The 24,659-nt window shown below is 68.3% G+C and carries 25 protein-coding genes and 1 pseudogene; 18 read left to right on the forward strand and 8 right to left on the reverse strand.

Annotated features, from left to right (window positions below):
• Positions 1 to 1,371 (forward strand): IS21/IS408/IS1162 family transposase (locus ACWEVN_RS24145; protein ID WP_452052766.1); only part of this gene is annotated, 1,371 nt, incomplete at its 5' end.
• Positions 1,368 to 2,150, forward strand: a complete 783-nt coding sequence (gene istB, locus ACWEVN_RS24150; protein WP_452052767.1) for an IS21-like element helper ATPase IstB — start codon at positions 1,368 to 1,370, stop codon at positions 2,148 to 2,150. The genes ACWEVN_RS24145 and istB, both read left to right, overlap by 4 nt.
• A 91-nt stretch (positions 2,151 to 2,241) precedes the next feature.
• On the opposite strand, the pseudogene ACWEVN_RS24155 reads toward istB, so the two are convergent.
• Positions 2,242 to 2,601 (reverse strand): annotated as a pseudogene (locus tag ACWEVN_RS24155) (helix-turn-helix domain-containing protein); the annotation flags it as partial.
• Between the two features lie 142 nt (positions 2,602 to 2,743).
• Between ACWEVN_RS24155 and ACWEVN_RS24160 the strand changes: the two are divergent.
• Together ACWEVN_RS24160 and ACWEVN_RS24165 are read left to right on the forward strand one after the other, a co-directional pair.
• The gene (locus ACWEVN_RS24160; RefSeq protein ID WP_452052768.1) at positions 2,744 to 3,853 is read left to right on the forward strand and encodes a tetratricopeptide repeat protein; all 1,110 of its coding nucleotides are present in this window, start codon (positions 2,744 to 2,746) and stop codon (positions 3,851 to 3,853) included.
• A 239-nt stretch (positions 3,854 to 4,092) separates the two neighbouring features.
• Positions 4,093 to 4,395 carry a transposase gene (locus ACWEVN_RS24165; RefSeq protein WP_452052794.1) on the forward strand — a complete coding sequence of 101 codons (303 nt, stop codon included), beginning with the start codon at positions 4,093 to 4,095 and terminating at the stop codon, positions 4,393 to 4,395.
• Positions 4,396 to 4,589: 194 nt separating this feature from the next.
• On the opposite strand, the gene ACWEVN_RS24170 is transcribed toward ACWEVN_RS24165, so the two are convergent.
• Positions 4,590 to 5,195: a hypothetical protein gene (locus tag ACWEVN_RS24170; protein WP_452052769.1), complete on the reverse strand. Its 606-nt coding sequence runs from the start codon at positions 5,193 to 5,195 to the stop codon at positions 4,590 to 4,592.
• A gap of 611 nt (positions 5,196 to 5,806) precedes the next feature.
• On the opposite strand from ACWEVN_RS24170, the gene ACWEVN_RS24175 reads away from it, so the two are divergent.
• The 5 genes from ACWEVN_RS24175 (at position 5,807) to ACWEVN_RS24195 (ending at position 9,563) form a co-directional block, all read left to right on the forward strand.
• Positions 5,807 to 6,145, forward strand: a complete 339-nt coding sequence (locus ACWEVN_RS24175) for a hypothetical protein (RefSeq protein WP_452052770.1) — start codon at positions 5,807 to 5,809, stop codon at positions 6,143 to 6,145.
• A 490-nt stretch (positions 6,146 to 6,635) separates the two neighbouring features.
• Positions 6,636 to 7,340: a hypothetical protein gene (locus ACWEVN_RS24180; RefSeq protein ID WP_452052795.1), complete on the forward strand. Its 705-nt coding sequence runs from the start codon at positions 6,636 to 6,638 to the stop codon at positions 7,338 to 7,340.
• A gap of 396 nt (positions 7,341 to 7,736) precedes the next feature.
• Positions 7,737 to 8,018: a GNAT family N-acetyltransferase gene (locus ACWEVN_RS24185; protein WP_452052796.1), complete on the forward strand. Its 282-nt coding sequence runs from the start codon at positions 7,737 to 7,739 to the stop codon at positions 8,016 to 8,018.
• 190 nt (positions 8,019 to 8,208) lie between these two features.
• Complete coding sequence (locus ACWEVN_RS24190; protein WP_452052771.1) at positions 8,209 to 9,033, forward strand: LLM class flavin-dependent oxidoreductase; 825 nt, start codon at positions 8,209 to 8,211, stop codon at positions 9,031 to 9,033.
• 176 nt (positions 9,034 to 9,209) lie between these two features.
• Complete coding sequence (locus ACWEVN_RS24195) at positions 9,210 to 9,563, forward strand: NUDIX hydrolase (RefSeq protein ID WP_452052772.1); 354 nt, start codon at positions 9,210 to 9,212, stop codon at positions 9,561 to 9,563.
• Between the two features lie 51 nt (positions 9,564 to 9,614).
• Here the strand turns inward: ACWEVN_RS24195 and ACWEVN_RS24200 are convergent, their stop codons facing one another.
• From ACWEVN_RS24200 to tmk, 3 genes are read right to left on the reverse strand one after another with little or no spacing between them, the layout of a single operon-like run.
• Positions 9,615 to 10,109, reverse strand: coding sequence for an NUDIX hydrolase (locus tag ACWEVN_RS24200; protein ID WP_452052773.1), 495 nt, complete (start codon positions 10,107 to 10,109; stop codon positions 9,615 to 9,617).
• A gap of 57 nt (positions 10,110 to 10,166) precedes the next feature.
• On the reverse strand, positions 10,167 to 10,982 hold the full coding sequence (locus ACWEVN_RS24205) for an endonuclease/exonuclease/phosphatase family protein (protein ID WP_452052774.1): 816 nt from the start codon (positions 10,980 to 10,982) through the stop codon (positions 10,167 to 10,169).
• On the reverse strand, positions 10,973 to 11,605 hold the full coding sequence (gene tmk / locus ACWEVN_RS24210; protein ID WP_452052775.1) for a dTMP kinase: 633 nt from the start codon (positions 11,603 to 11,605) through the stop codon (positions 10,973 to 10,975). Before tmk ends, ACWEVN_RS24205 begins: the two co-directional genes overlap by 10 nt.
• 217 nt (positions 11,606 to 11,822) lie before the next feature.
• Between tmk and ACWEVN_RS24215 the strand changes: the two genes are divergently transcribed.
• From ACWEVN_RS24215 to ACWEVN_RS24245, 7 genes are all read left to right on the forward strand, one after another.
• Positions 11,823 to 11,999 (forward strand): hypothetical protein, encoded by a 177-nt coding sequence (locus ACWEVN_RS24215; RefSeq protein ID WP_452052776.1) that lies wholly within the window; start codon positions 11,823 to 11,825, stop codon positions 11,997 to 11,999.
• The gene (locus ACWEVN_RS24220; protein WP_452052777.1) at positions 11,974 to 12,399 is read left to right on the forward strand and encodes a hypothetical protein; all 426 of its coding nucleotides are present in this window, start codon (positions 11,974 to 11,976) and stop codon (positions 12,397 to 12,399) included. Before ACWEVN_RS24215 ends, ACWEVN_RS24220 begins: the two co-directional genes overlap by 26 nt.
• Before the next feature lie 1,119 nt (positions 12,400 to 13,518).
• Positions 13,519 to 13,869 carry a hypothetical protein gene (locus tag ACWEVN_RS24225; RefSeq protein WP_452052778.1) on the forward strand — a complete coding sequence of 117 codons (351 nt, stop codon included), beginning with the start codon at positions 13,519 to 13,521 and terminating at the stop codon, positions 13,867 to 13,869.
• 258 nt (positions 13,870 to 14,127) lie between these two features.
• Positions 14,128 to 14,658 (forward strand): YbaB/EbfC family nucleoid-associated protein, encoded by a 531-nt coding sequence (locus ACWEVN_RS24230; protein WP_452052779.1) that lies wholly within the window; start codon positions 14,128 to 14,130, stop codon positions 14,656 to 14,658.
• A 5-nt stretch (positions 14,659 to 14,663) separates the two neighbouring features.
• Complete coding sequence (locus tag ACWEVN_RS24235) at positions 14,664 to 14,981, forward strand: type VII secretion target (RefSeq protein ID WP_452052780.1); 318 nt, start codon at positions 14,664 to 14,666, stop codon at positions 14,979 to 14,981.
• Between the two features lie 11 nt (positions 14,982 to 14,992).
• A complete protein-coding gene (locus tag ACWEVN_RS24240; protein ID WP_452052781.1) occupies positions 14,993 to 19,393 on the forward strand; it encodes a DUF6531 domain-containing protein in 4,401 nt (1,466 codons plus the stop codon).
• Complete coding sequence (locus ACWEVN_RS24245; RefSeq protein ID WP_452052782.1) at positions 19,390 to 19,785, forward strand: hypothetical protein; 396 nt, start codon at positions 19,390 to 19,392, stop codon at positions 19,783 to 19,785. Before ACWEVN_RS24240 ends, ACWEVN_RS24245 begins: the two co-directional genes overlap by 4 nt.
• Before the next feature lie 206 nt (positions 19,786 to 19,991).
• Here the strand turns inward: ACWEVN_RS24245 and ACWEVN_RS24250 are convergent, their stop codons facing one another.
• Both ACWEVN_RS24250 and ACWEVN_RS24255 read right to left on the reverse strand, forming a co-directional pair.
• Entirely contained in the window at positions 19,992 to 21,125 is a 1,134-nt protein-coding gene (locus ACWEVN_RS24250; RefSeq protein ID WP_452052783.1) for a hypothetical protein, read from the reverse strand.
• 202 nt (positions 21,126 to 21,327) lie between these two features.
• On the reverse strand, positions 21,328 to 22,116 hold the full coding sequence (locus tag ACWEVN_RS24255) for an SDR family oxidoreductase (protein ID WP_452052784.1): 789 nt from the start codon (positions 22,114 to 22,116) through the stop codon (positions 21,328 to 21,330).
• A 139-nt stretch (positions 22,117 to 22,255) separates the two neighbouring features.
• On the opposite strand from ACWEVN_RS24255, the gene ACWEVN_RS24260 reads away from it, so the two are divergent.
• Both ACWEVN_RS24260 and ACWEVN_RS24265 read left to right on the forward strand, forming a co-directional pair.
• The gene (locus tag ACWEVN_RS24260; protein ID WP_452052785.1) at positions 22,256 to 22,618 is read left to right on the forward strand and encodes a YciI family protein; all 363 of its coding nucleotides are present in this window, start codon (positions 22,256 to 22,258) and stop codon (positions 22,616 to 22,618) included.
• On the forward strand, positions 22,618 to 23,832 hold the full coding sequence (locus ACWEVN_RS24265) for an RNA polymerase sigma factor (RefSeq protein ID WP_452052786.1): 1,215 nt from the start codon (positions 22,618 to 22,620) through the stop codon (positions 23,830 to 23,832). Before ACWEVN_RS24260 ends, ACWEVN_RS24265 begins: the two co-directional genes overlap by 1 nt.
• Before the next feature lie 4 nt (positions 23,833 to 23,836).
• Here the strand turns inward: ACWEVN_RS24265 and ACWEVN_RS24270 are convergent, their stop codons facing one another.
• Entirely contained in the window at positions 23,837 to 24,640 is an 804-nt protein-coding gene (locus ACWEVN_RS24270) for an LLM class flavin-dependent oxidoreductase (protein WP_452052787.1), read from the reverse strand.
• Positions 24,641 to 24,659: the final 19 nt, after the last annotated feature.

Raw genomic sequence — 24,659 nt, forward strand, 5'->3', positions numbered from 1 at the left:
CTGATCGACGAGCACGCCATGGCTGACGTGTCGTATCAGGTGGTCCGCAGCTACATCGCGACCCGGCGCCCGCAGATCCGCATCGAAGCCGGCCGGGGACCGGTGAACGTGTTCGTCCCGCAGACCCACCGCCCCGGGGCGGAAGCTGAGGTCGACTTCGGCGAGGTCGCGGTCCGGCTGCGCGGGGAGCAGGTGACCTGCTTCCTGTTCGCGTTCCGGATGTCGTTCTCCGGCCGATCGGTGCATCAGATCTACGCCACCGGCGGCCAGGAAGCTTTCTTCGAGGGCCACCTGCACGCTTTGACCACGCTGGGCGGGGTCCCGGCCGGTGTGGTCCGCTACGACAACCTCAAGGCCGCCGTCGCCCGGGTCCTGGGCTTCTCCCGGCAACGGGTCGAGACCGAACGCTGGACTGTCTTCCGTTCCCACTTCGACCTGCAGCCCTTCTACTGCCGGCCCGGCATCGAGGGCGCTCATGAGAAGGGCGGTGTCGAGGGCCAGATCGGCTGGTTCCGCCGCAACCACCTGGTTCCTGTCCCCGAGGTCGACTCGCTGGCCGAGCTCAACGCCATGGTCGACAAGTGGGACGCCGACGACCTGTCGCGACGGATCGGGTCCCGCAGCCACACCATCGGCGAGCACTTCGCCATCGAGGCACCGTTGCTCAAGCCGCTGCCGGCCGAGCCGTTCGAGACCGGCCGCTGGTTCACCCCGCGCGTCGACCGCTACGCCCAGATCCCGGTCCGCACCAACCGCTACTCGGTCCCGGTCCGGTTGATCGGCCGCCGCGTCCGGGTCCTGCTCAACGCCAACGACTTGATCGTCTATGACGGGCGCGCCGAGGTCGCCCGGCACGAGCGGCTGCTGGCCAAAGGCGGCGTCCGCCTCGAACTGGACCACTACCTCGAGGCGATGGTCCGCAAACCCGGCGCCCTGCCCGGCGCGACCGCGCTCGAGCAGGCCCGCTCGGCGGGCAAGTTCACCCCGGTTCACGACGCCTGGTGGGCTGCGGCCCGCAAGGCGCACGGCGATGTCGCTGGCACCCGCGCGCTGATCGAGGTCCTGCTGTTGCACCGCCACCTGGCCCACGACCACGTCGTCGCCGGGCTGGCCGCTGCACTGCGGGCAGGCGCTCTGACCGCGGACGCGGTCGCACTCGAAGCTCGCAAGGCCGCCGAGCTCGAAGATCCCGTCGTCGGCGGAGCCTCTGCCGAACCCGATGCGCCTGAACAGGTCACCTCACTGACCCGGCGCCGGCTGACCCACCTGCCACCCGACCCGCGGCCGCTGCCTTCGGTCGCGGTCTATGACCAGCTGCTTCGCCGCCGCACCACGACCGGCACCGACGAGGAAGGGACGACCGGACCATGAACACCACACGCCACCGCGGCCTGACCGAGCAGGCCGCCGACGCCGCCGTCGACCAGGCCTGCCGGATGCTGCGCCTGCCCACCATCCGCAGTCAGTTCCCCGACATTGCCGACGCGGCGACTCGCGAGCAGATGTCCTACCGCGGGTTCCTCGCCGAGCTGTTGATGGCCGAATGCGACGATCGGGCCCGCCGACGTTCCGAGCGCCGCATCAAGGCCGCCGCGTTCCCGCGGGAGAAGTCGTTGCGCGCCTTCGACTTCGACGCCAACACCAACGTCGACCCGGCCGTTATCCACACCCTCGCCACCTGCGAATGGGTCAAGAAAGGCCTGCCGCTCTGCCTGATCGGTGACTCCGGCACCGGCAAATCCCACCTGCTCATCGCGCTGGGCACCGAAGCCGCGATGGCCGGATTCCGGGTCCGCTACACCCTGGCCACCAAGCTGGTCAACGAGCTCGTCGAGGCCGCCGACGAGCTGGTGCTGTCCAAGACGATCAACCGATACGGCCGCGTCGACCTGCTCTGCATCGACGAGCTGGGCTACATGGAACTTGACCGCCGCGGCGCCGAACTGCTGTTCCAGGTGTTGACCGAACGAGAGGAGAAAGCGTCCGTCGCGATCGCGTCCAACGAGTCCTTCGGCGGCTGGACCAAAACCTTCACCGACCCGCGCCTCTGCGCCGCCATCGTCGACCGCCTCACCTTCGGCGGCAACATCATCGAAACCGGCACCGACTCCTACCGCCTCGCCCAGACCCGCAAACGAGCCGCCAAGTGACGTCAGAATTCACCGACATTGATCATGCTCTGAGCCCCGGAGTGACGTCGAGATTCACGAGCATCTGACGTCAGCAAACACAGTCACGGCCAAAGCGGCGCCGGTTCAGGCCGAGGTGGAGCAGGTGCCGGCCGACGGTGCGCACGGAGATGGTGATGCCCTCGGCGGCCAGCTCGGTCGCGATCCGGCGGGCGGAGTACTTCCGGCTCCGGCGCAGCTGCTCGATCCGGGCCACCACCTCGGCGGGGGTGGCGGTGGGCTGGCGGTGCGGGACGCTGGGGTGGTCGAGTAGGCCGGCTTCGCCGTGGCGGCGCCAGCGGTTGACCCATTTGGAGGCGCATTGGCGGGAGATGCCCATCTCGGCGGCGACGTGGGCAATCGGGCGGGTCTGGCAACGCGCGACGAGCCGGCGGCGGCCCTCGACAGACAGCGGGGCATTACGGTGGTGCACGGACGGGTCTTTCTGCTCGGCGGATGTGTTGGTCGCACTTCTCATCCTGCCGCCGAAAGACCCGTCCCTCGCCTCAGGCCCTACCCGCCGTCACCAACGTCATGACCCGCAACACCTAGAGCGGTTTCTCACCAGCGGCGGCGTGACTGCCGGGCTGATTCAACGACTGCGCGCCTCGAACTGGATCGTGGCGACCCTGCGGGCTTACGAGTGGGACAGATTTCAGCCCGCCGACCAGCTGCGTCCGCCCGAATGGGATGTGCTGCGCCTGTTCAAGCTGGTGCTCCTGGACCGGGACCGCGACCGGCCCACCGACGAAGATCTGCGCCAAGCCGTGCCGGACGAGAACATTAGAGAACGGATCGCCCGGGTCGGCATCGGCGAGTACGTCGGCGCCGCTCAGCACGTCCGTGACCAACTCACCGTCGGAGAAAGCGCCAACCCCCTCGGTTACGCCCTGGTCGCCGGCGCGGCTGACTGGTCACGTGTAGGCCTCACTCGACCCGTCCCGGCGGAACTCCTGCGCCGGCTCGCCGAGGCTCGGCTGACCGGACGACGACGCGACGAACTCAACGACGACGAGAAATATCGCGCCGGGCTCGAGTGGGCCACGCGGGAAATCAACCCGACCGTGTCACTGCTGGAACCTGCTGACGGAACCTACCGGGTGTACGACCTCGCTCTCGACCACCTCGCCACAGCAACCGACCGAATCGTCCCTGCCGCCACCTGGCAACTGGCCATCGACGAAGCAGCAGCCGACGAGCTGGCCTCGGTCGGATACCAAGCCATGATCCACGATCTCCCGGACAACGCAGCTGCCGCGTGGCGAAAGGCAGCCAACGCCGGCGACCCTAGCGCGATGTGCAACCTTGGCGTCCTGCTGCAGAAGCGGGGCGACACCGACGAAGCCGAGCACTGGTACCGCCAAGCAGCCAACACCGGCGAAACCGTTTCGATGTATAACCTGGGTCTCCTGCTTGCGAAGCAGGGCGACGCCGACGAAGCCGAGCACTGGTACCGCCAAGCAGCCGAAGCCGGCCAACCCCAGGCGATGCAAGTTCTAGCCGTCCTGCTTGCGGAACGGGGCGGCACCGACGAAGCCGAGCACTGGCACCGCCAAGCAGCGAGTGCCGGCCACCACGAGGCGATGCACAGCCTGAGCGTCCTACTTGAAGCACGGGGCGACATCAATGAAGCCAGGTACTGGGCCGCCCAGGGAGAAATCACCTTCGCTGGGTTGTTGTACTAACTGGACACCTGCACGACATGGCGCACGAACCGCCCTAGAGCCTGTTTCGATGTGCTGACCAGCGGTGTTTCTGGTCGGTCAGCATTGTCGGGGGCGGCGTGTCTTGGATCGGATAGGTGAGGTCTCCGGTAGACCGATCAACGACCAAGCTGATCAAGAACACCGGAGACCTCGTGTCCAGCCTGGCGGCGACGGGGCGAGCCGATCTGACCGACGCGCAGTGGGCGATCCTGGAACCGGTGCTGCCCGTCAGCAAGAAGCCCGGCCGCCCACCCTTGTGGAGTAAACGCCAGCTCTTGGACGGTATCCGCAGGCGGGTTCGTGTCGGTGCGCCGTGGCGTGACGTCCCACCCGTGTATGGCTGCTGGCAAATCGTCCATGGCTTGTTCCGGCGCTGGCAGCGCGCCGGGGTGTGGGGCGCTGATCCTGGCGGCGTTGCAGACCCGGGCCGACGCCGCCGGGCTGACTACCTGGGAGGTGAGCGTGGATTCCACGATCAATCGGGCGCACCAGCACGCCGCAGGTGCCCGCGTCGAGGGTGATCTGCAGAAAGAACCGCCCCGGGGGTATCGGCGAGCCCGAAGCGGCCGACCACGCGCCGGGCCGGTCGCGGGGCGGCTGGACGACCAAGCTGCACCTGGCCACCGAGCAAGGCCAGAAACCATTGTCGTTGCTGGTGAACGCTGGAGATTCACCGCAGTTTGAGAACGTCGCTGTCAATGATTTTATGGCCAGCCTACGAGGCAAGCAGGTCGAATGAAAAACCAATTAGGATGAGGAGGGATGAACCTATTCGTATTTGATGGCCTGATTTAGCCAGGCTTAATATTCGGACGACGGTGATTCGAAGGATGGTTAGGGTGAATGTAAGGAGGTTGGCAATGAGGGATACGAATGCAAGGTAGGCGGCTATAATGAGAGTGCCGCCTCCGCCGACTGTCAGGGCCGTAATGAAAGCGTCCGGGTTGACGTGTTGGCCGATGAAGGTAAATACTTTCTTGATTGTTGGCCAGCACAAGAGGGCGGTTGGTCCAAGTAGGACAAGGCTGGTGGCGGCTAGGCGAAAGAATCTAACCTTGTCGCCGTCTCGAAGGAAATTATTGACCGCAGATCTCGTGTATTTTAAGGTACTTCTGGCACTTTGTGGTGTAAATCTCTTGGCCCATTTGTCGAACCGTTCCGGGCCGATGATGTCAAGAATTACGGTGAGCCCCCCGGCGGCCTGAGCCATTTTTCCGAAGCGGCCCCACCAGAGTATGGGAATTGTCCACAAATTCAGGCCGCCGACTGGTATCCCGTGGCGCCACATCGACCAAGCCTGGAAGAAGTTGACAGTTTGCATCCGACGTACCTCCGTAGCCTGGAGTCGTCCGATAGCTGCAACTTGTTACGCATCGTGCGCCGAATGCAACGCGTGGACGGGCTTGCGCGATCGGTGTGCTCTGTTGAGGCGACGCTCGTCAACCGGAGAAGTCGACGTGCATCGGGTTGCCGCCGGAATATCCGAGCGTCCACATGCGAGCCAGCACACGCTCAAGGGCCGTCGGCGCGTTTCCCTAATAGGGGTTCGTGTCGGCGGCCTTGCGCTGTTCGGCTGCTTGCTGGCCGGCGCGCAACGCGTCACGTGCTTGTGCTGCTGGTGTGCTCATCGGAGGAATCCGTCTCCGCTGGATCCCCTGTAGTCGGGGTGTTGCCGAGTAGATCGTTCTTGTACTGCTCGAAGGTTACCCGTCCATTCTCGTCCCACCATTCCTTGAGTTCGTCGCTGGTCCAGCGTTGTGCCCGCGCTTCCGGAGCGGGAGAACAACGCGCCCGGATGGATCCCGCGCGGCCGCCCTGCGGGGGTGACCATGTGCCCGCGGGTGGCGTCCTCGGCCTTGAGGTACTGCGCGTACACGTGGTCTCGGTACGCCTTGTGCGCCAGCTCGTCGAACCCCTTGTCGGGTAGCCCTGGTGCCGAAGCGACGCGATCGCGCGGTCGCGTCTCTGCTGCTCGACCGACCGGCCGAAGACCTCGGCTACCGCGGATTCCTCGTCGTGCCCGCGCTCGAGCAGCTGCTCGAACTGCATCCATTGCTGTTTCTCGCGCTGCTGCTGCTTGGCATGTATGCGACGTTCCCGGTCTGCCTCTCGGCGAGCGGCCGCAGCATTGGCGACAGCCTTTCGCCGGTCCAGCTCGCCGGGGATCTGCTCGACCGCGCCGTCGTGATCGCCGTGCACGCCGAGCAGCTCGGCGACCTCGTAGTCGCTGTGCTTGCCGAGGTCGACCCCGCTGAGCGGATCGGCGCCTAATTGCTGATCACCTGCGGCTTGACCGCACACACACGCTGCTGCCGATCTCAGCCAAACAGCATCGCCTCGGAGACCGACGCCTCAGGATCGAGGTAGGTGACCTATCGACGACCATCAAGCCAGCGGAGCCCGTCAGTCCAGTACCGTTCTCCGTGGGTTGCATTTGACACAACATTGTGTCGGCAGGCCGGTGCGGCTGCCATCCGAGTGTCCTAGCGAGTGGCAACCGCAGCTCGACCGGCGGGGCCATCGCCTCGGCCACCCCTTCCTTACTCGTCGGACCGGAGCGCAGGCCTACACCGTCGAAGCCGTGAGCTGCAGGTTTCCGGGCGCTGGACTGAGTTGTGACTGATGCAACTTTGCCCGGTCTCGGCTTGACAGCGGCGGCGACGTCTCGCAGTATTCGAACAAGTGTTCGATTAGTTCGGGTTCGCTCACGGCGTCCCGCGTGAGCGTCTCCGGTACGTGTTCGTGGTGCTGGAGGTGCGTGGTGGCGGTGCCGGAAGCGGTGGCCGGGCTCGCATCGATTCCTGGCGTCCGCACCGCGGCGCAGCTTGGCGACCCAGCCCCGGATGCCTCGACGTCTGCAGGTTCTTTGCCGGTGGCGCCGGCCCTCGCCGGGCTCGTGCCGGGCGGTCTACGGCGCGGCCGCGCGGTGGCGGTCCGTGGCTCGACCGCCTTGGTCCTGGCCTTGTTGGCCGAAGCGATGAGGGAAGGATCGTGGGCGGCGATCACCGGCATGCCCGAGGTCGGCCTGGTGGCAGCCGCCGAGCTGGGCGTCGACCTCGACCGGCTCGCTCTCATCCCCGATCCCGGCGCTGAGGTCGCCGCGGTGCTCTCGGCGTTGATCGACGGGTTCGACCTGATCGTGCTCGGCCCGGCTGTCGCCCGCGGGATTCAGCCGCAGTTGGCCCGTCGGCTGGCCGGACGTGTCCACAACCGGAGCGCGGTGCTGCTCTCCGCCGGCCAGTGGCCCGGCGCGGCACTCGAACTGAGCGTGTCGAGTCGCCGATGGCGGGGTCTCACCGAGGACGGCTTCGGCCACTTGGAGTTCCGTGACGTGGTGGCGACCAGCCGCGGCCGCGGTGCGGCAGCTCGCCCCCGCACGGTGGCGCTGCGGCTTCCGGACCCCGACGGTGCTGTCGCTGCTGTCGAGGCATCCGCCGACCGCAGGCTGACCGAGGTCGCCGGATGAGCCACACAGCGCTGCGGTGGCCTGTGAGCTGGTCGGAACCCTCGCGGGGCGCACGATGATCGACCAGGCGAGCCGCGCCGTTCGATCAGGTGCGCGCGGCGAGTACGGCGGACTGATTCCCGTCCGGCCTGCGTCCAGCAAGCTCGTCGTCTGCTGCGCGGTCACCGGCTCGACCTGGACCTCTACGACAAGCTCAAGCCCTACAGCCACCGCTATCGGCTGCACGGCACGCTCTGGGAGGTCTGCCGCGCGCAGGAAGGCTGCGAGCCCGCGGCCCGACGCCTCGCCGAGTGGGCACACCTCGACGTCACGATCCAGCACGCACCCGACACCGCCCCAGACGACGGGCTGGCCCTGGTCGCCTACCCACCGGACGCCGGGACGCTGGCCGGTCGAATCGAACTCCATCTCGACGGCACCGAGGTCGGCGCGGTCACCGCGAGCCCGTGCGCGAGCTGCCGGACGGCCACCCTCGACTACGTCCACGTCGCCGCCGAGTACCGGCGCCTCGGCTTCGGTCGGACGCTGGTGGCGGCCGTGGTGGCTCGTGCCCCGTCCTACCGGTGGACGGCTCCGCTGCCGAATGGTCCGGTGGCGCAGTCGTTCCGTGCCCGGATCGCTATGCGCCGGGCGGATCTGCCGTGTGTCCACGCCGATCTCGTGGAGCGTAGGCGATGAGTATTCGTGAGGCCTTGTAGCGGTTCGACGGCGCGATCGATCGCCGTGCGTCTCCTGCTCAAGATTCTGATCAGCTTTTGAGTGAAGGTCGCGCCAGATTGCTTGGCGCGTTGTGTCGGATGCGTGGTCGCTCGTTCGTGGTAGGGATGAGCTCGGCGCCAGTCCGGGCCGCAGGGGAAGGGGTTTCACCATGGCGGGTATCTCCGCTCGCGAGATCAGGCCGTTGCGGTTCGGGGTGGTTGCGCCGATCACCGCGGGCCTGCCGGCCTGGCGTGATCAGCTGCGTGGTCTGGCCGACAGTGGTTACTCGACGATCTTGATGCCCGATGTGCCGCAGTGGCAGCCGGCACCGGGGCCGGCGCTCGCGGTGGCGGCGACGATCACCGGCTTGCGGGTGGGCACCTGGGTGTATGCGTCTCCGGTCCGGCCTGCGTGGATCACCGCCTGGGAGGCGCATTCGTTGTCGGTGCTCACCGAGGGGCGTTTCGAGATGGGCATCGGCACCGGCCGGCCCGGGATCGGCGACCAGCTCCGGGAGCTGGGGCTGCCGGTCAGCCCGGCGAGCCGGTCGAGCCAGGTGCGTGACGTCGTCGTGGCCCTGCGTGACCTCGACGGCCCGGACCTGCACACCCCGGTGGTCATGGCCGTGGGCGGGCCGAAGGCGCAAGCGCTCGCCGCGGAACTCGCCGACACCGTGACGTTCGTGATGCCGCAGATCGAGACGCGGGCGACGACGATGCAACGGGTACGGAGCTTCGACAACCGTCGCGGTGTGGAGTTGGCGTTGCACGTGCCGGTGGTCGGCGATTCGGTCGCGGCGTTCATGGCCGGACCCGACACCGACCCCGCTGCCGTCCGGGCCGCGGACTCGCTGGCGTTCCTGCCCAGTGACCCTTCTGCGGCTGCTGAGGAGATTCAACGGCGACGGGAGGAGATCGGGTTCTCCTACTTCGTGTTCGGCGCCGAGGCCGCGGGTGCTCTTGCGCCGGTCGTCGCCGAGCTGGCTGGACGGTGACCGTGGAGGCATGCGCTCCGAGTGCGTCGACTGGCAGATCGTTAACCTCACGACCGCTCGGGCTCCGCTGCTACGGTCGGTGACAGCAGGAGCACGGATAGCGGGAGGCTGGTGTCGGTGGTGGAGGCCGGATACCCGGTGTCGATCAAGGGCGTGCTGATCCGGGATGGCCGGTTGTGCTGCATAACGAGCGCGACGAATGGGAGCTGCCGGGCGGCCGGATTGAACCCGGCGAGACTCCTGAGCAAACCGTCGCTCGCGAGATCACCGAGGAGGCGGGGCTACCGGTTGAGGTCGGCGAGATCCTTCATGCCTGGGTGTACCACATCGCCGTGGCCGCGAAGGATGTGTTCATCGTGACCTACGGCTGCACCACGACCTCCAGCGCCGCGCCGGTCCTCAGTCACGAGCACAGCCGAATCGGCGAATTCCTGGAAGACGAGGTCTCCGAGCTGCGAATGCCAGAGGGGTACAAGCGGTCGATCGCCACCTGGTTCGACCGGCTCCGCGCCCGGCAAGCGGCGCAGTAGCGTCCCCTCGCCCGGTCCGCTCGGCACGCTGTGCCACCAGCAACGGCGAGGTCAGGCGGTGAGCGCCAGGGGAGTGATGGGGAAGTGGTCGTCGAGGAGGGCTCGTAGGAGGTCAGGCAGCTGAGCAGGCAGCAGCTTGTCCTGGCAATCGGCAAGGTCGATTGCTGACCACCAGCGGCGCTCGATGAGCCCGGCGCGCTCGTTGGCGGTGTGCCGGATGGCGGTGCGCGGTGCAGTGTCGTCCGTGCGGGCGAGGTAGACGTGGTCGAGGCGGTGATGCTCGCGGCCGCGGTAGATGAAGCGGCTCTCGCGGGTCCAGAGCTTGCGGCCGATCTCGTTCAGGACAAGCCCGGTTTCCTCGGCGATCTCGCGCCGAGCGGTGTCCTCGAGCTTCTCGCCGGGGTCTTGGCCGCCGCCGGGGAGTTCCCACCAGTGATGGTCGGGGTCGTCGGGGTCGCGGGCGTGGATGAGCAGGACCTCGTCGGCGGGGTTGAGGAGCAGGACGCGGGCGCCGACCCGCAGAGCCGGTTCGCTGGCGACGGTCATCCGGTGAGGCCCCTTGTGCTCGGCGGCTGGTGTGGCGGCCGGGCACGAGCCCTTTGGCTAGAACAGCGTTGCCTCGCGGTCCGCGGCCGGGTCGGAGGTTATCAGCGGCGCGGTCGCGGTCAGCGTCAGCGCGACGGCGAGTCCCGAATGGTCCGTGAGGGCGGGGTTCCCCGAACGGGTGTCGTGGACGTACGAGCAGCTGGTGAGGTGGGCGAGGAGCGAAGTGGAGGCGTGAGCGTGGTCGTAGCGGTAGCCGAGTTCGGTGCGGCGGGCCCAGCTGTGCTCGACGGCGGTCGGATGCAGCGCGCGGAAGAGGTCCGTGAGGCCGTGGCGGTGGGTGAGCGCGGTGTAGAAGGCGGTCTCGAACGGCGCGAACTGCCCTGGGTGAGGCGGTACGTGCCCGGGTTCCAGGACGTTGAGGTCACCCAGCAGGAGAATGGCAGCGTCGTCGCTGGTGGCTTCGTACGCCTGGTGGAAGGCCTCGATCCACGCGCGCTTGCGAGTCGTCTTCGCTTCGGTGGCATCGCGGGAGGGGACGTAGGCGCCGAGGATGCGCAGCGGTCCGTCGTCGGTGTCCAGCACGATGCCGGCGAGCCGGGCGGGCAGGTAGGACATCGCCACGCCGATGGGGTCCACGGTGCACCTGAACCGGGAGAGCAGCATGACGCCGCGTTCCTTATCGGGGTGCTCGGGGAACGTGACCGCCCAGCCGGCGTCGCGGTAGGACTCGGCGATCAGCTGGGTGCCGGACCCGGAACCGGTCTCGGTGAGCACGAAGACGTCCTCGTCGCGGCGGGCGAGCCAGTCGCGCTGGCGTCGGGCTCGCTCGAGGGCGGGGTTGCCGACGTTGAGGGTGAGGACAGTCAGGGACATGCCGGGCTCTCCGTGAGGGTGCGGTGGATCAGGTCGACGATGGTGCCAGCCGTGGCTCGGGGATCATCGGCGCACTCGATCATCTCGACGGGCCAGCCCTGGTCGCGCAGGAAAGTCATGGCCGCCAGGTAGCCGAGGGTTTCGCGGAAGCTGCTTCCGGGGGTGCGCTCGAAGCGGCTGTGTCCGCCGCGGGCGCGGAGCCGCTGTTCGACGTCCGCGGGTGGAGCTGTGAGCGCGCACACGAGGTCGGGGCGGTACACATCGTGGTTGAGCGCCCAGACGACATCGAGCGGGATGTCGTCGAGCCCCTGCAGGACCAGCGACGATGCCGCGTACCGGTCGCAGAGTACGATCTTGCCCTCGGCCAGGGCCGGGAGGATCTCGCTGGCCAGCTGGTGGTGCCGGTCGGCCGCACAGAGGCAGGCCAGAGCCATGTCGCGGTAGGTGTCGGTGCCATGCCGAGCCAGCTCACCCAGCGGGGAGCGCGACGGCTGGACGGTGGCGTGCACGGCAACGCCGTCCGCTCCGAGGAGCTCGGCGACCAGCGCCGTGATCGTCGTCTTGCCGATGCCACCGGGGCCTTCGAAGGCCACCAGCTTGCCCGGCAGCCGCGGCGCGCTCACGCGACGTCCAGGGGCAGCAGCCGGCGGGTCTCGGCGGTGACCGGGCACTGCTCGGCGTCGACGTCGCCGATGCGTCCGCCCGCGGCGACGACCGCTGCGGGGCAGCCCTTGCCGCAGGCGGATTCGAGGCTGCAGGACGTACAGGTCGGGTTTGCGCCGACCTGGAACCGCTCGTGGGAAGCGGTAGGCGTCGAGGCGGGCGGCGAGGTCGCGGTCGGTGAAGATGTTGCCGACGATGAAGTCGGTGTCGGGGTGGCGAGAGATCGGGGTGCAGGACCGGCCGCCGAGCTACAAGAAGCCGCTGAACAAATGGCAGTCGAACTTCCAGTGGCGCGCGACGAACAAGGGCAAGTGGAAGAACAACTACCATGTCGACCATCGACGGTGGTGGTGAACGGATGAAGGACCAGGACAAGACGATGTCGGAGTACGACGGGCGCGTGGCGGCCATGCACCGGGACGGCCGCGACTGCGGGTACCTCTTCGTCACGACTGAGGATGTGGAAGCCGGGCCTCCGGCGTTCACTCTGGAGTTCCTGCGGGCCGCAGGTGAAAACACCTGGTACTACAGTGACCGCACCGATCCGGACGACTACGACACCGCGTCCGAACTTGCCGGGGCTGCGATCGACTGGTACGGCACCTCATATTCGGCGCGGTGGTTGCCCGAGCCGGATGCCTCGACGATCAAGGCACTGTTCTACCCGAAGGACCAGCCGAAGCGACGGCTGTTCCGTAGCTCCGGGGCTACTGGGGAATCTCGGCCGAGAGTGCTTCCAGATCCTGGGATGTGAGAGTGAAGGTGGGTGGACAGTACCGTCCGCCCACCCCGAACTCGAATTGCAGCTTTGTCGGAACTTGGTCCGTAATGGGCCCGGCCGAACGGTCTCCGCGATCCGGTCGATTGTCAGGTTTCGCGACGCCGCGGCTGTCGAACTAGGGGCGATTTAAGGGTGAAATTGCAGATCGAACGAGGTCGGCTGAGAGCATGAACGATTGCAAATATCCCAACTGGATCGACTGACGTCGACGCTTTTTGCTACCCATGGGTAGGGGCGATTCAGTGTCTATCTTGACGATCGTCCAAGGCTGGATTGGCCGTCAACGCTCGTCCACGGCGATCCGTGGGACGGTGCCGTGGGCCGGCGTCGTGGCGTTCCGGCATGGCGTCCTGCTGGCGACGCTGTAGCCGTTTGGGTAGGTCGATGGCCCCCTGCGGCTGGCTGGCCACTGGCAGGGGACGGCGGCGTCGGACGTGCCGCGGATGGCCTGAGCGGGCAGGCTGTCCTCCATGGGTCGAGGTCCCCGTCGCGGACGGGTCAAGTTCAGGGAGTCGCCGGCTGGAGCCCGCACGCGCGATTTCGTGCGGCGCGACGAAGCTGATCCTGTCAACGTCCGCAACCGTGACGGCTAGCCGATCCGGATGCTCGAGAACCGAGCTCGGCGCCAGACGTCTTCGAGCTCCACGGTGGAAGTGTTACAGACGGTCAGCGCGTATTGGCGTTGCGACACGGAGGAGACCGTGTTCAACGAGCGCGGGAACTCAGGTTTGAAACTTGATCAGGGTTCTTGGCGCGGCGCGGAGCCGCTGACCTGTGATCCTATAGCGGCACGCGGGCCGCTACGGGGCCGTCAAGCTGGTCGCACATGACCATGACACGTCCGGGAAGTGGTATCTCCTCCGCCGTGAGGTGCTCGATGCCGAATGCAGGACGAATCTGGGTCGGTCCCCTCGCCAAGAAGACGGTCGCGAAACGCGGCAGCGTCCGCTGGGTTCCCGCAGCGGCAAACGCCAATACCGATCTCCGGAGAACAAGGGAAGATGTGGCCGGCAGTCCAACTTCGAGTCCGGCCGCGTCAACAAGAAGTACACCAACAACTACCATGCACGACACTGAGCGGCAGGAGGTGTCATGACGCGTGACACGTCGAACGTCTTCGCGTTCGCCGACCGGATCGCCGAAGTGATGGACGGGACGCGGTTCGAGGGATACCTTCACGTCACGGTCCCGGAGCTCGTACAGAACGCTCGCGCCGGCGGTGCCACTTATGTCGACATGGTGTTCGCGCGACGGGATCCGGATGAGCCGGAACATTGGCGATACGAGGATCGCGCAGATCCGGGGACGGAAAGTGCCCAGGAGGAACTGGAGGCGGCGCGGCTCGACTGGTATGGCGAGCAGTTCGATTTGCGCTGGTTGGACAACGAGGCGACGGCGAAGGTCCGTCTTGGCGTGTTCCACGAGGGGGACGAGCTCGCGTAGGGCGGTGATGTCGTACAGGGGACTGCGCGATTGCGAGTCAACGGTGCAGTTCCCCAGTCGTGCAACCCGCGGCGGAAGCACGAACTCGCCGGCCGGGACCGCGCACGCTGGGCAGGGACAGTGAGGCGTGCGCGCTCGGACACGGATCACTGGGTCGATCCGGATGGGGGATGGACGTCACACCGCGTGATGATGCAGCCTGCAAGGGAACCGCCGGATCGCCAGGTGCGTCCTAGCTTCCGGCCGAGAGGGGGGCTGGTGTCCGACTTGTCTGACGTCGAGCGGATGGTCGACGACTGGGAGCGCGACGCGGTCGCCAAGTCACAGCGGTACGAGGCGATGCAGGCGCAGGTCCAGCAGATCTCGATCACCGAATCGGTGGCGAACGGCGCGGTGGCCGTGACGGTGGGGCACAACGGGTTGCCGACCGCGATCAAGATGACCGAGGGCGTGCGTGCCATGGCGCCCGACGAGATCGCCGCCAACGTCATGAAGGCGATCCGGAAGGCCCAGTCCAAATATCCGGAACGGATGGCCCAGATCGTCGCCGAGACGGTCGGTGACGACGACACGTCCCGTCACATCGTGGCCACCGCGGTCGACAACTTCCCGCCCGCGCCGCCCGAGGACGAGCCGGCGTCGCCGGAGCCGCCCCGCCGCCGGCTCTTCGAGGCTGCGGAGGAGGAGCCGCCCGCTCCCAAGGCGCCACCCGCGCCACCCCGCCCGACCAGGCCGGCGCCGCCCGATGACGACGACTTCGGCGACCAGTCGTTCCTGCGAAGGGATTGAGTGACGTGCCGGACGGTGGATACCGCGTCCTCGGCGACGAGCTCGGCGGGCACGCGGGCAAGGTCGACGGCCTGGCCGATCGCATGAAGACCGCGGTCGAGGCCGCCCAGCAGGTCACCATGGACAACAGCGCGTACGGCGTCATCTGCCAGCCGTTCGCCATGATGCTCGAGCCGTTCGAGCAGATGGGCGTGCGCGCGCTGCAGACCGCGTCCGAGTCCATCAACGGCACCGCGGCCAAGGTCCGCGACGCCGTCTCCGCCTACGAGAAGCAGGAAGACGCCGCGGCCGACGCGATCGAGAAGGCCGGGCCGTCGCACTGAGGGGGCTTTGAATGCCGGAGGGGAATCCGCTCGTCGCGCAGGAGCACTCGCAGACGACCGGAGTGACGGGGATCGGGATCCTGGAGTCGGCCAACGACCTGGCTTCGGGCGTGAAGGACGGTTCGTGGGTCGAAGGCGGCCTGGGCGCGCTCGGCGCCGGTCTCGAGGTGCTGTCGCTGGTCGTCGATCCGATCGGGACACTCGCCCAGTACGGGGTCTCCTGGCTGATCGAGCACGTGAAGCCGCTCAAGGATTGTTTGGATTGGCTGGCCGGGAATCCTCCGGTGATCCAGTCCTTTTCGGACACCTGGGCGAACGTGGCTCGCGAGGTCGCCGCGATCGCGGGTGACCTGTCCAATGAGGCCAAGGGCGGGACCGCGGGCTGGTCCGGCGCGGCCGGTGACGCCTACCGGGGCGAGGTCGCCGAGCAGGTCGACGCGGTCGCGGGCGCGGCGTCGCTGTGCGACGGGATCTCGACCGGCGTGATGGTCATGGGCCAGGTCGTGGCGGCGGTCCGCGAGACCGTGCGCGACCTGATCGCCGAGCTGGTGGGCAAGCTGATCTCGTGGGCGCTGGAGGAGGCGTGCACGCTCGGCTTCGCGACGCCTCTGGTGGCGGCGCAGGCCACGACCGCGATCACGTCGACCATCTCGAAGGTCTCGCAGGTGATCCGGAAGCTGGTCAAGACGATCAGCAATGTGGGGCCGAAGGTCCGCAAGATCGTGGACAAGCTCGGCGAGATCATCGAGAAGCTTGCCAAGCTGGGCAAGAAGCTCGGGCGCAAGGCGGATGGTGCGACTTCGCCCTCGGCCGCTCGCAAGGCCGGGAAGACCGATGTGGACGCTCCGAAGGAGCACACGAGCCCGTCGAGCACGCATGACACACCGGACGGCACCTCCGCCGACGGAACGCCGAGCAGCAAGGCCGACGCTCCGGGAACGGCTTCGCGTGGTGAGAAGGACTCACCGAACCGTCCCGACGATCCCCACGACACCAAGAACTCCGAGCAGGCGCGCACCAAGTGCAGCGACCCGGTGGATGTCGTGCGGGGTGAGGTCATCCTGACGCAGACGGACGTCGACCTCGCCGGTGCGCTGCCTCTCGTGCTGCGGCGAACACATGTCTCGTCGTACCGCGCCGGCGGGATGTTCGGGCGCAGCTGGGCGTCGACCATCGATCAGCGGCTGGAGTTCGACGACCAGGGCGTGATCTTCCTCGCCGAGGACGGGATGGTGCTCGTCTATCCGGAGCCACCGGTAGCCGGTCAGGTGTTCCCGATGGTGGGAGCCCGGTGGCCGTTGAGCCGGACCGGCGAGGGGTTCCGGATCGAGCAGCCCGAGTCGGGGCACAGTCTGCAGTTCCGTGGTGCGGCTGAGAAACTCGGTCTCAGTGCGGTGTCGGACCGCAACGGCAACGAGGTGACCTTCGTTCGTGACGCCGCGGGCCAGGTGACCGATGTGCTTCACTCGGGCGGGTACCACGTGCGGGTGGAAAGCGACAGTGGAACTGTCGCGGCCTACGTTCTGGTGAACCCCGACGGCGAAGACATCGTGCTCAAGGAATTCGCGCACGAGAACCACCTGCTGACCCGGGTGACCAATTCCTCTGGTCGGCAGGGACGGTTCGACTACGACAGCCAAGGCAGGATCGTTCGCTGGGAAGATCGTAACGGTGAATGGTATCGCTACCGTTACGACTATGCGGGAAGGTGTATTGCGAACGAGGGCTCCGGCGGTTTCCTCGATGCTCGATTCGAATACGAGCACCTGGTGACCCGGTTCATCGACTCGCTGGGAAATGTCCGCACCTTCCATTTCAACGAGGCCAAGCAGGTCATCCGGGAAGTCGACCCGCTCGGTAATGCCAGCACGCAGGAGTGGGACGAGTTCGACCGGCTGCTGGCGCGCACGGACGCGCTCGGCCGGACCACGCGGTTCGGGTATGACGACGACGGCAACCTTGCCGAGCTGACCAGGCCGGACGGCACGAAAGCGCTGGCGGAGTGCAACGAGTTCCGCCGTCCGGTGTCCATTGTGGAGCCGGACGGCGCGATCTGGCGCAGCCGCTTCGACGACGTGGGGAACTTGATCGCCTCGGTCGATCCGCTGGGTGCCACGACGACCTATCGGCGCGACGACCGTGGAAACGTGATCGCCAAGACGGACGCGCTGGGGAACACCCGTCGTGTCGAGCGGGACGCGGCCGGTCTCGTGGTCGCCGTCATCGAGCCCGGCGGACAGCGGACTTCGTGTGTCCGCGATCTTTTCGGCAGGGTCGTCGCCGTGACCGATCCCCGAGGCGGAGTCACCGGATATTCGTGGACCGTCGAAGGAAGATTGCTGTCCTGCGTGCGTCCGGACGGCGGCGTGGAACGAGCGGTGTACGACAGCGAAGGCAACCAGGTCCAGCATGTCGACGCGGCTGGTGCGGTGAGCCGGACCACGACCACTCATTTCGATCTGCCGCTCACCGAAGTGCTTCCCGACGGTTCGGAGATATCTTTCGGCTACGACACCGAGCTGCGCATGACCAGTGTGACCAATGCCGAGGGCCTGGTCTGGCGGTACGAATACGACGCGGCCGGCCGCCTTGTCCGAGAGCGGGATTTCAACGGCCGGGTGCTCACTTACGGCTATGACGCGGCAGGGCAGCTGACCGAGCGTGTCAATGCCGCGGGCCAGCGGGTCGAGCTCGTTCGCGACGCGCTCGGCAACGTCGTCGAGAGTCGCTGCGACGGGACGAGCACCACCTTCGCCTTCGACGCGGCCGGGCGGTTGCTGCGCGCGGCGAACGCCGAGGTGGATCTCGTGTTCCAGCGCGATGGGCGGGGTCGCGTCCTGGCGGAATCGGTCAACGGCCGGATCCTGGCCAACAGCTACGACCTGGCCGGCCGCCGGGTGCGGCGGGTGACGCCCAGCGGTGTCGAGAGCGAGTGGCGCTACGACGAGCGGGGCAGGCCCAGCTCGCTGAGCACCGCGGGCCGGACGATGACCTTCGGGCACGACCAGGCCGGGTTCGAGGTCGAGCGGATACTCGACAGCGGAACGATTCTCGCGCAGGCGTGGGATGTCAACGGCAGGCTGGCCGAGCAGACTGTTTCGACGGTCGCGGGCACCGACGGCAGCAGGCGTGCCCGCCTGCTCCGGGCACGCAAGTACCGCTATCGCGCCGATGGCACCCTGACCTCCATCGAAGACGAACTCGCCGGTTCCAGGTATTTCCAGTTCGATCGGTCAGGGCGGATCACCAGCGTCGAGGGACCCGGCGGGGTGGAGCGTTACGCCTACGACCGAGCCGGAAACGTCTCGGCGGCCGCTTGGCCGGAACCGGATACCACGCTTCAGGGCACCCGAACTTATGCCGGCACCTTGGTGCGGCAGGCAGGGCAGGCGCGTTACCACCACGACCCGCAAGGCAGGGTCGTGGTGAAGCAGAAGAAGCGCCTCTCGCGAAAACCTGATGTCTGGCAGTACAGCTGGAACGCGCAGGACCAATTGGTCGGCGTCGTCACGCCGGACGGCTCCCGGTGGCAGTACGTCTACGACCCGCTGGGGCGCCGCTCGGCCAAGCGGCGTGTGGTGGACGGCAAAGTGGTGGAGGAGGTCGTTTTCGTCTGGGATGGCACCACGCTCGCCGAGCAGCGCCATTCCGGCGGAACGAACCTCACGTGGGATTGGGAACCGGGAAGCTCCAAGCCACTGACGCAAACCGAACGCAGCCAGGTGGCCGGCGCGCCGCAATCCCGGGTGGACGAACGGTTCTACTCGATCATCACCGACCTGGTCGGCGCACCCAGCGAGTTGATCGACGTTTCCGGGAACGTCGCTTGGCGGGCGGGCGCCACCATCTGGGGCCGCGCGCTGACGGAGCCCGCAGCCGGACCGTCGACGCCGTTGCGGTTCCCCGGTCAGTACTTCGACGCCGAGACGGGGTTGAACTACAACGTCCACCGGTACTACGACCCGGACACCGGCCGGTATCAGAGTGCGGATCCGCTCGGACTCCAGGCAGGCCCGAGTCCGCACAGCTACGTGCACAACCCTGCGCAGTGGTTCGACCCGCTCGGCCTGGTGGAAGTCTGCGACGACGCGCTCGATGACATCTTCGACAGGCACGGCCCTGAGGTGACCCAAGGCATCGAGTACCAGTACCGCAGGATGAACGACGAGATGTCCGCGCTGCCGGAGGATCGCAACCACTGGATCCGCGACATCGGTGACGATCCGCACGCGCTGGCCGATTACTTCGCGGGTTTCAAGGGGAAGATGACCCACGTCGATGCCGAGACCGGGGCACTGGTGACCTATGATCGGGCGCGCGGGGTGCTGATCGTGGAGAAAGGCGGCATGATCCACGGGTATCATTACGACGCCTCGAAGTTCGACAGTGGAAGGTACACGGCGAGAACATGATCGACCGGGTGAAGGTGCAGCGCGGGACGCCGAATTCCGTGGAGCTCACGCGGCACCAGGTCCGGTTGGCCGTGGAGGCGCTGGCGCTGGTGGAAACAGATGTCCCGCTGGTTTCGGCGGTGCGGGTGGGTGTCGAGGTCGCCGTTGTCCGGGAGTTGTGGGAACGGTTGCAGCGGGCGGTGCGTGAGTACGACGAGGCGCCGCGATCGCGCCGGATGACGATTGCACTGTCCGATGTGGAACTGCACGTCCTGCACACCGCGCTGGTGCTGGCGCCGCGGATCGTGACTTCCGAGGAGGCGTTCCACATTCGGACAGGGGCCTTCAAGGAACAGATGTCGTCCTTGGCCGACGGCCTCATCGCCGGCGTGCACGCCGCCGAGGTCGGATAATCACGACCGTTACGCGGGTAGCATGCGGGCCGAGCCACTTCGGTCACGCTGGAACGGCGTCCGTTGTGAGGAAACCTGATCGCCTTGCGTTCGGGCGACGACCGGCCGGTGGCGCCGGCCGCCCCACGCCGTTCCCGCCTAGCAGCGAACTGACGACTGCGAGACGGGCACGGGCGGGCCGTCCGGAGATGGCCCGCCCCGTGAACTCAGCCGTGCGCTGTGGCCAACGCGGCGGTGGCCGGCGGCATCAGCTTCGGGTACTGCTTCTGGAACTTCTCGATCATCGTGGCGGACGGGATGATCCGGTTCGGGTTCGCCTGGCTCGTCGCCTGCTTCTCGCCCCAGGCACCGGCGGCCTTGCGCTGGTCCGGGGTGCCGTGGCTGTGGTAGCAGTCGCCGATGGAGGCGTCCAGGTACGTGACCTCCTGCTGGGTGCGGGCGTTCCACGCGAACCCCTTGGCGTGCGCGACGAAGTAGCCGCCGTAGGCGTCGGGGCCCATCTCGGACGACTCGTTGCGCGGGTAGTTCTCGTGGGCGAAGTCGACCTGGTGGCCGTACTCGTGCCCGACCACGGACTCCACCGAGACGTCGTCGAACCCGAGGACGTTGACGGTGTCGAGCAGGCCGTCGCCGAGCGCGACGCGCTTGCCGCCGAGGCTGCCGGCCGGGGCGGAGAACGCGTTCAGGGTGAGCAGCGGGTTGCGGCCGCCCTGCATCGCCGGCACCTCGTACAGCACCTTGGTGGCGAGCGCGGCGGCGGTCTTCACCTTCGCCGGCGCGAGACCGAGGCCGAAGGTCTGCGCCATCTTCGCCGGGCTGCCCAGATCGGTGCCCTTCCAGGCGACGAGCTGGATGTTCCAGCTCTCGATGTCCCAGAAGCCACGCAGTTTGTCGATCGTGGCGGTGGCCCGCGGGGTGTACTGGCCGTCGGTGCCGAAGACCTGCGGGGTCTTGTCGGACGCGACACCCTGGACGTAGAGCTGGCTCAGCCCGGACAGCGCGTCGAGCGCCTTGCCTTCGAGCGGGGTGAGCTGGGCCGCGAGCTTGTTCGCGTACGTCAGCAGCGAACCCGCGGTGCAGCCCGGGATCGGGCCGTCCGCGGCCTGGCTCTGCGGGCCGATCCGCGGAATGGGTGACTCGATCAGCCGGTCGACCCCGCGCAGCGCGTCCGCGGGCAGGCCGTTGTAGAGGTCGATGACGTATTGGTAGAGCTGCGCGACGTCCTGCTCGACGCCGGTCGGCTCGGCCGCGGCGGCCGGAACGGCCGTGGCGAGCGCGAGAGCGGCCGCGGTGCCCGCCGCCGCGAGTGTTTTGCCGAGAAATCTCGTCCGTGTGGGCAAAGCCGGTTCCCCTCTTTCCGTTTCAAGATCACCAAGCACCGCCACAGTAGGGCGGTGGTTGGCGGCGAAACCGGCGCCGGGGCAAGAACCCCGGAATGGCTCACGTCTTTCGAAGGGTTCCGGGGCTGCGGACCTCGGCCGAAAGTACTAGAAGTTCAGGTCGGCTGATGGCCGGAACTGACCCGCGCCGAGCAGCCGCCGGTCACCTCACCCAGCGGCGGAACCCGCCCTCGGCGTTGATGACCTGGCCGGTGATCCACGCGCTGTCGTCCGAGGCCAGCCAGCGGACCACGCGGGCCACCTCGGCCGGGGTGCCCCACCGGCCGGCCGGCAGGGCGCGGCCGACGCTCTCGGTGAGGTCCGGGCTCGCCCATCCGGTGTCGACCGGGCCCGGGTTGAGCGCGTTGACCGTGATCCCGCGATCGATCAGCGCGTCGGACAGGCTGAGCGTCATCTGGTGGATGGCGCCCTTGCTGATCGCGTACGGCAGTTCCCGGCTCATCGGGGCCAGGTGCTGACCGGAGGTGAACAGGATGATCCGGCCGCCCGGGCGCTCGTCGTCGTGGGCGGCGGCGAACGCCTGGGCCAGCAGCACGCTCGCGCGGGCGTTCACCGCCCAGGCCAGGTCCAGCTCCTCGGCCGTCACCTCGGCGAGGCTCCGGTCGGAGCTCCGGGCGTGATTGGCGACCACCACGTCGACCGCGCCGAACGCTTCCACCGCGGCGGCCACCACCTGCCCGGGCGCCGCCGGGTCCGCGAAATCGGCGGCGACGTGCCTCAGCCGGCGACCTTCGCCGCCCAGGAGCTCCACGATCCCGGCGTCGCCCGCGGGATCGGCGCCCCACGGCTGTTCCGCGTCGTGTGGGGACCAGGCCTGCACGAGCACCGAGGCGCCGGCCGCCAGGAGCTGCTCGGCCACGGCGAAGCCGATTCCGGCCCGGCGGCTGACGCCGGTCACCACCGCGACCCGGCCCTCCAACGACGCACTCACGCCGTGCACCTTAACCACGGGAGCCGCCGCGGCCGGTCGGCGTGGAAAACTTTCTCCGGACCCGTGTCGATCCGCGCGCCGCCCGTTCGACCTGATGGCGCACGGGCCCCGAAGCGGCCCGCCGGACGAGGAGGCTCAAATGGCGAAGTACCTGCTGATCATGCGGGGCACCGACGCGTCGAACGCGGCGATGATGGCGAACATCGACGAGATGATGGCCACCAGCCGTCAGTTCATCGAGGACCTGTTCAAGGCCGGTGTCTACGTGGCCGCCGAAGGGCTCGACGATCCCGCCAAGGGCGTGGTCGTCGACTTCAGCGGGGAGACGCCCGTGGTCACGGACGGGCCCTACGGCGAGACCAAGGAACTCTTCGGGGGCTTCTTCCTGATCGACGTCGCTTCCCAGGAAGAGGCCGTCGAGTGGGCGACGCGGGTTCCCGCCGCGCCCGGGGCGAAGGTCGAGGTGCGGCGGGTGCCCGGCAGCGACGAGACCCCGAACTGATGAGCACCCCCGACGTCGAAGCCGTCTGGCGGATCGAGTCGGCGCGGATCGTGGCCGCGCTGACCCGGTTCACCGGGGATTTCGGGCTGGCCGAGGACGCCGCCCAGGAAGCGGTGGCCGAGGCGCTCGTCTCGTGGCCGCGCACGCCGCCCGCCGATCCGGCCGGCTGGCTGATGGCCACCGCGCGGCGGCGAGCCATCGACACCATCCGCCGCCGGGTGGCCTTGCGGGACAAGTACGCCGAGCTGGCGGCCGGCGAGGTCGTCCACGAAGAGATCGATCCGGACCGGATCGACGACGACGTGCTCGCCCTGATGTTCGTCAGCTGCCACCCGGTGCTCTCGCCCGAGGCCCGCGTGGCCCTGACGCTGCGGGTCGTCGCCGGCCTCTCCAGCCAGGAGATCGCCCGGGCGTTCCTGGTCTCCGTGCCGACCGTGCAGGCCCGCATCACCCGCGGCAAGAAGACGATCGCCGCGGCCGGGGTGCCGTTCGAGCTGCCGCCGCCCGCCGAACGCCGGGACCGGCTGGGCGGCGTGCTCAGCGTCCTCTACGTCATCTTCACCGAGGGATCCACGGCCACGTCGGGCACCGAGCTCGTCCGCGCCGACGTGGCGTACGAGGCGATCCGGCTGGCCCGGACGCTCGCCGCGCTGCTGCCGGACGAGCCGGAGGTGCACGGCCTGCTCGCGTTGTTCGAGCTGACCGCCGCGCGCTTCCCGGCCCGGACCGCCCCGGACGGCTCGCCGGTCCTGCTCGAGGACCAGGACCGGCGGCGGTGGGACGTCTCGGCGATCCACCGCGGGCTGGCCGCGCTGGCCAAGGCGTCCGCGGGCGGCCTCGGCCCGTACGGCCTGCAGGCCGCGATCGCCGCCACGCACGCGGCCGCGCCTTCGGTCGAGGCGACGGACTGGGACAAGATCGTGGTGCTCTACGAGGCACTGGGCCGGGTCGCACCCTCGCCGGTCGTCGAGCTCAACCGGGCGGTGGCCATCGCGATGGCCTCCGGGCCGGCGGAGGCACTGGCGATCGTGGACGACCTCGTCGTCTCCGACCGGCTCTCCGGTTCGCACCTGGTGCCGACCGTGCGCGGCGAGCTGCTGACCCGCCTCGGCCGCCGCCCGGAGGCGCGCGCCGAGCTGGAGCTCGCGGCCCGGCTGTGCGCCAACGAGCGGGAACGTTCGGTCCTGCTGCGGAAGGTGGCCGCGCTGGAGTGAGCGGTCAACGGCGGGGGCCGTCGCGCAGCACACCCCGGACGTGGTCGACGGACAGCGATTCGGGGTCGAAGCCGGTCAAGATCCACGTCGCGCCCGCCGCCGCGTACGGAGACGGGTCGTCGCCCGGCTCGACCTCCGCGACGTAGTCGAACGGCCCGGGTCCCTCGCGCAACGCCTCGACCTGGGCCACGGCTTCGGCGAACCGGTCGGCGGAGCCGAGGTTCACCGGGAAGTAGCCGTCGAGGCGCGCGGCCCGGCGCATCGGGCGGAGCTTGCCGGGGAAACCCGCCGCCCAGACCGGGATCCGGCGTACCGGCGTCGGCAGGAACCGGATGCCGTCCACTTTGTAGTGCTCGCCGTGGTGCCGCACGACGTCGCCGGACCAGGCGGCGGCGAGGATCTCCAGTGCTTCGTCGAGCATGCGGGCCCGCACCCGGTCGTCGCACTCCTCGCCGGTGCGGGAGAACTCCTCGCCGAACCGGTCGCCGCCGAGGCCGACGCCGAGGGTGAGCCGGCCGCCGCCGAGGCGGTCGAGGGTGGCGGTCTCGCGGGCGAGCTTGGCGGGGCGGCGGCGGGTGATCGCGCTGACCATCGGCCCGAAGCGCAGCTCCGACGTCGTGGCGGCGATCGCGGCCAGGGTGATCCACGGATCGGCCACCGCGGTCACCGGCTCGCGCCACCGGAGGTGGTCCCACACGAAGAGGCCGTGCCAGCCCGCCTCTTCGGCTTCGGCGGCGAGGCGGGCGACGAGCGCCGGGTCGGCCAGGGCGTCGAAGAGCGGGAGCCAGAGCGCGTGCTGTGGGGTCATGCCGGTAACGCTACGGGCC

It is taken from the genome of Amycolatopsis sp. NPDC003861 (assembly GCF_053605405.1).

What these genes read in the sequence shown, in the direction of transcription:
- istB (WP_452052767.1), top strand. Translation starts at nt 1,368, where the DNA reads ATGAACACCACACGCCACCGCGGCCTGACCGAGCAGGCCGCCGACGCC.
- ACWEVN_RS24170 (WP_452052769.1), bottom strand. Translation starts at nt 5,195, where the DNA reads ATGCAAACTGTCAACTTCTTCCAGGCTTGGTCGATGTGGCGCCACGGG.
- ACWEVN_RS24190 (WP_452052771.1), top strand. Translation starts at nt 8,209, where the DNA reads ATGGCGGGTATCTCCGCTCGCGAGATCAGGCCGTTGCGGTTCGGGGTG.
- ACWEVN_RS24200 (WP_452052773.1), bottom strand. Translation starts at nt 10,109, where the DNA reads ATGACCGTCGCCAGCGAACCGGCTCTGCGGGTCGGCGCCCGCGTCCTG.
- ACWEVN_RS24205 (WP_452052774.1), bottom strand. Translation starts at nt 10,982, where the DNA reads ATGTCCCTGACTGTCCTCACCCTCAACGTCGGCAACCCCGCCCTCGAG.
- ACWEVN_RS24220 (WP_452052777.1), top strand. Translation starts at nt 11,974, where the DNA reads ATGTCGACCATCGACGGTGGTGGTGAACGGATGAAGGACCAGGACAAG.
- ACWEVN_RS24225 (WP_452052778.1), top strand. Translation starts at nt 13,519, where the DNA reads ATGACGCGTGACACGTCGAACGTCTTCGCGTTCGCCGACCGGATCGCC.
- ACWEVN_RS24240 (WP_452052781.1), top strand. Translation starts at nt 14,993, where the DNA reads ATGCCGGAGGGGAATCCGCTCGTCGCGCAGGAGCACTCGCAGACGACC.
- ACWEVN_RS24245 (WP_452052782.1), top strand. Translation starts at nt 19,390, where the DNA reads ATGATCGACCGGGTGAAGGTGCAGCGCGGGACGCCGAATTCCGTGGAG.
- ACWEVN_RS24260 (WP_452052785.1), top strand. Translation starts at nt 22,256, where the DNA reads ATGGCGAAGTACCTGCTGATCATGCGGGGCACCGACGCGTCGAACGCG.
- ACWEVN_RS24265 (WP_452052786.1), top strand. Translation starts at nt 22,618, where the DNA reads ATGAGCACCCCCGACGTCGAAGCCGTCTGGCGGATCGAGTCGGCGCGG.
- ACWEVN_RS24270 (WP_452052787.1), bottom strand. Translation starts at nt 24,640, where the DNA reads ATGACCCCACAGCACGCGCTCTGGCTCCCGCTCTTCGACGCCCTGGCC.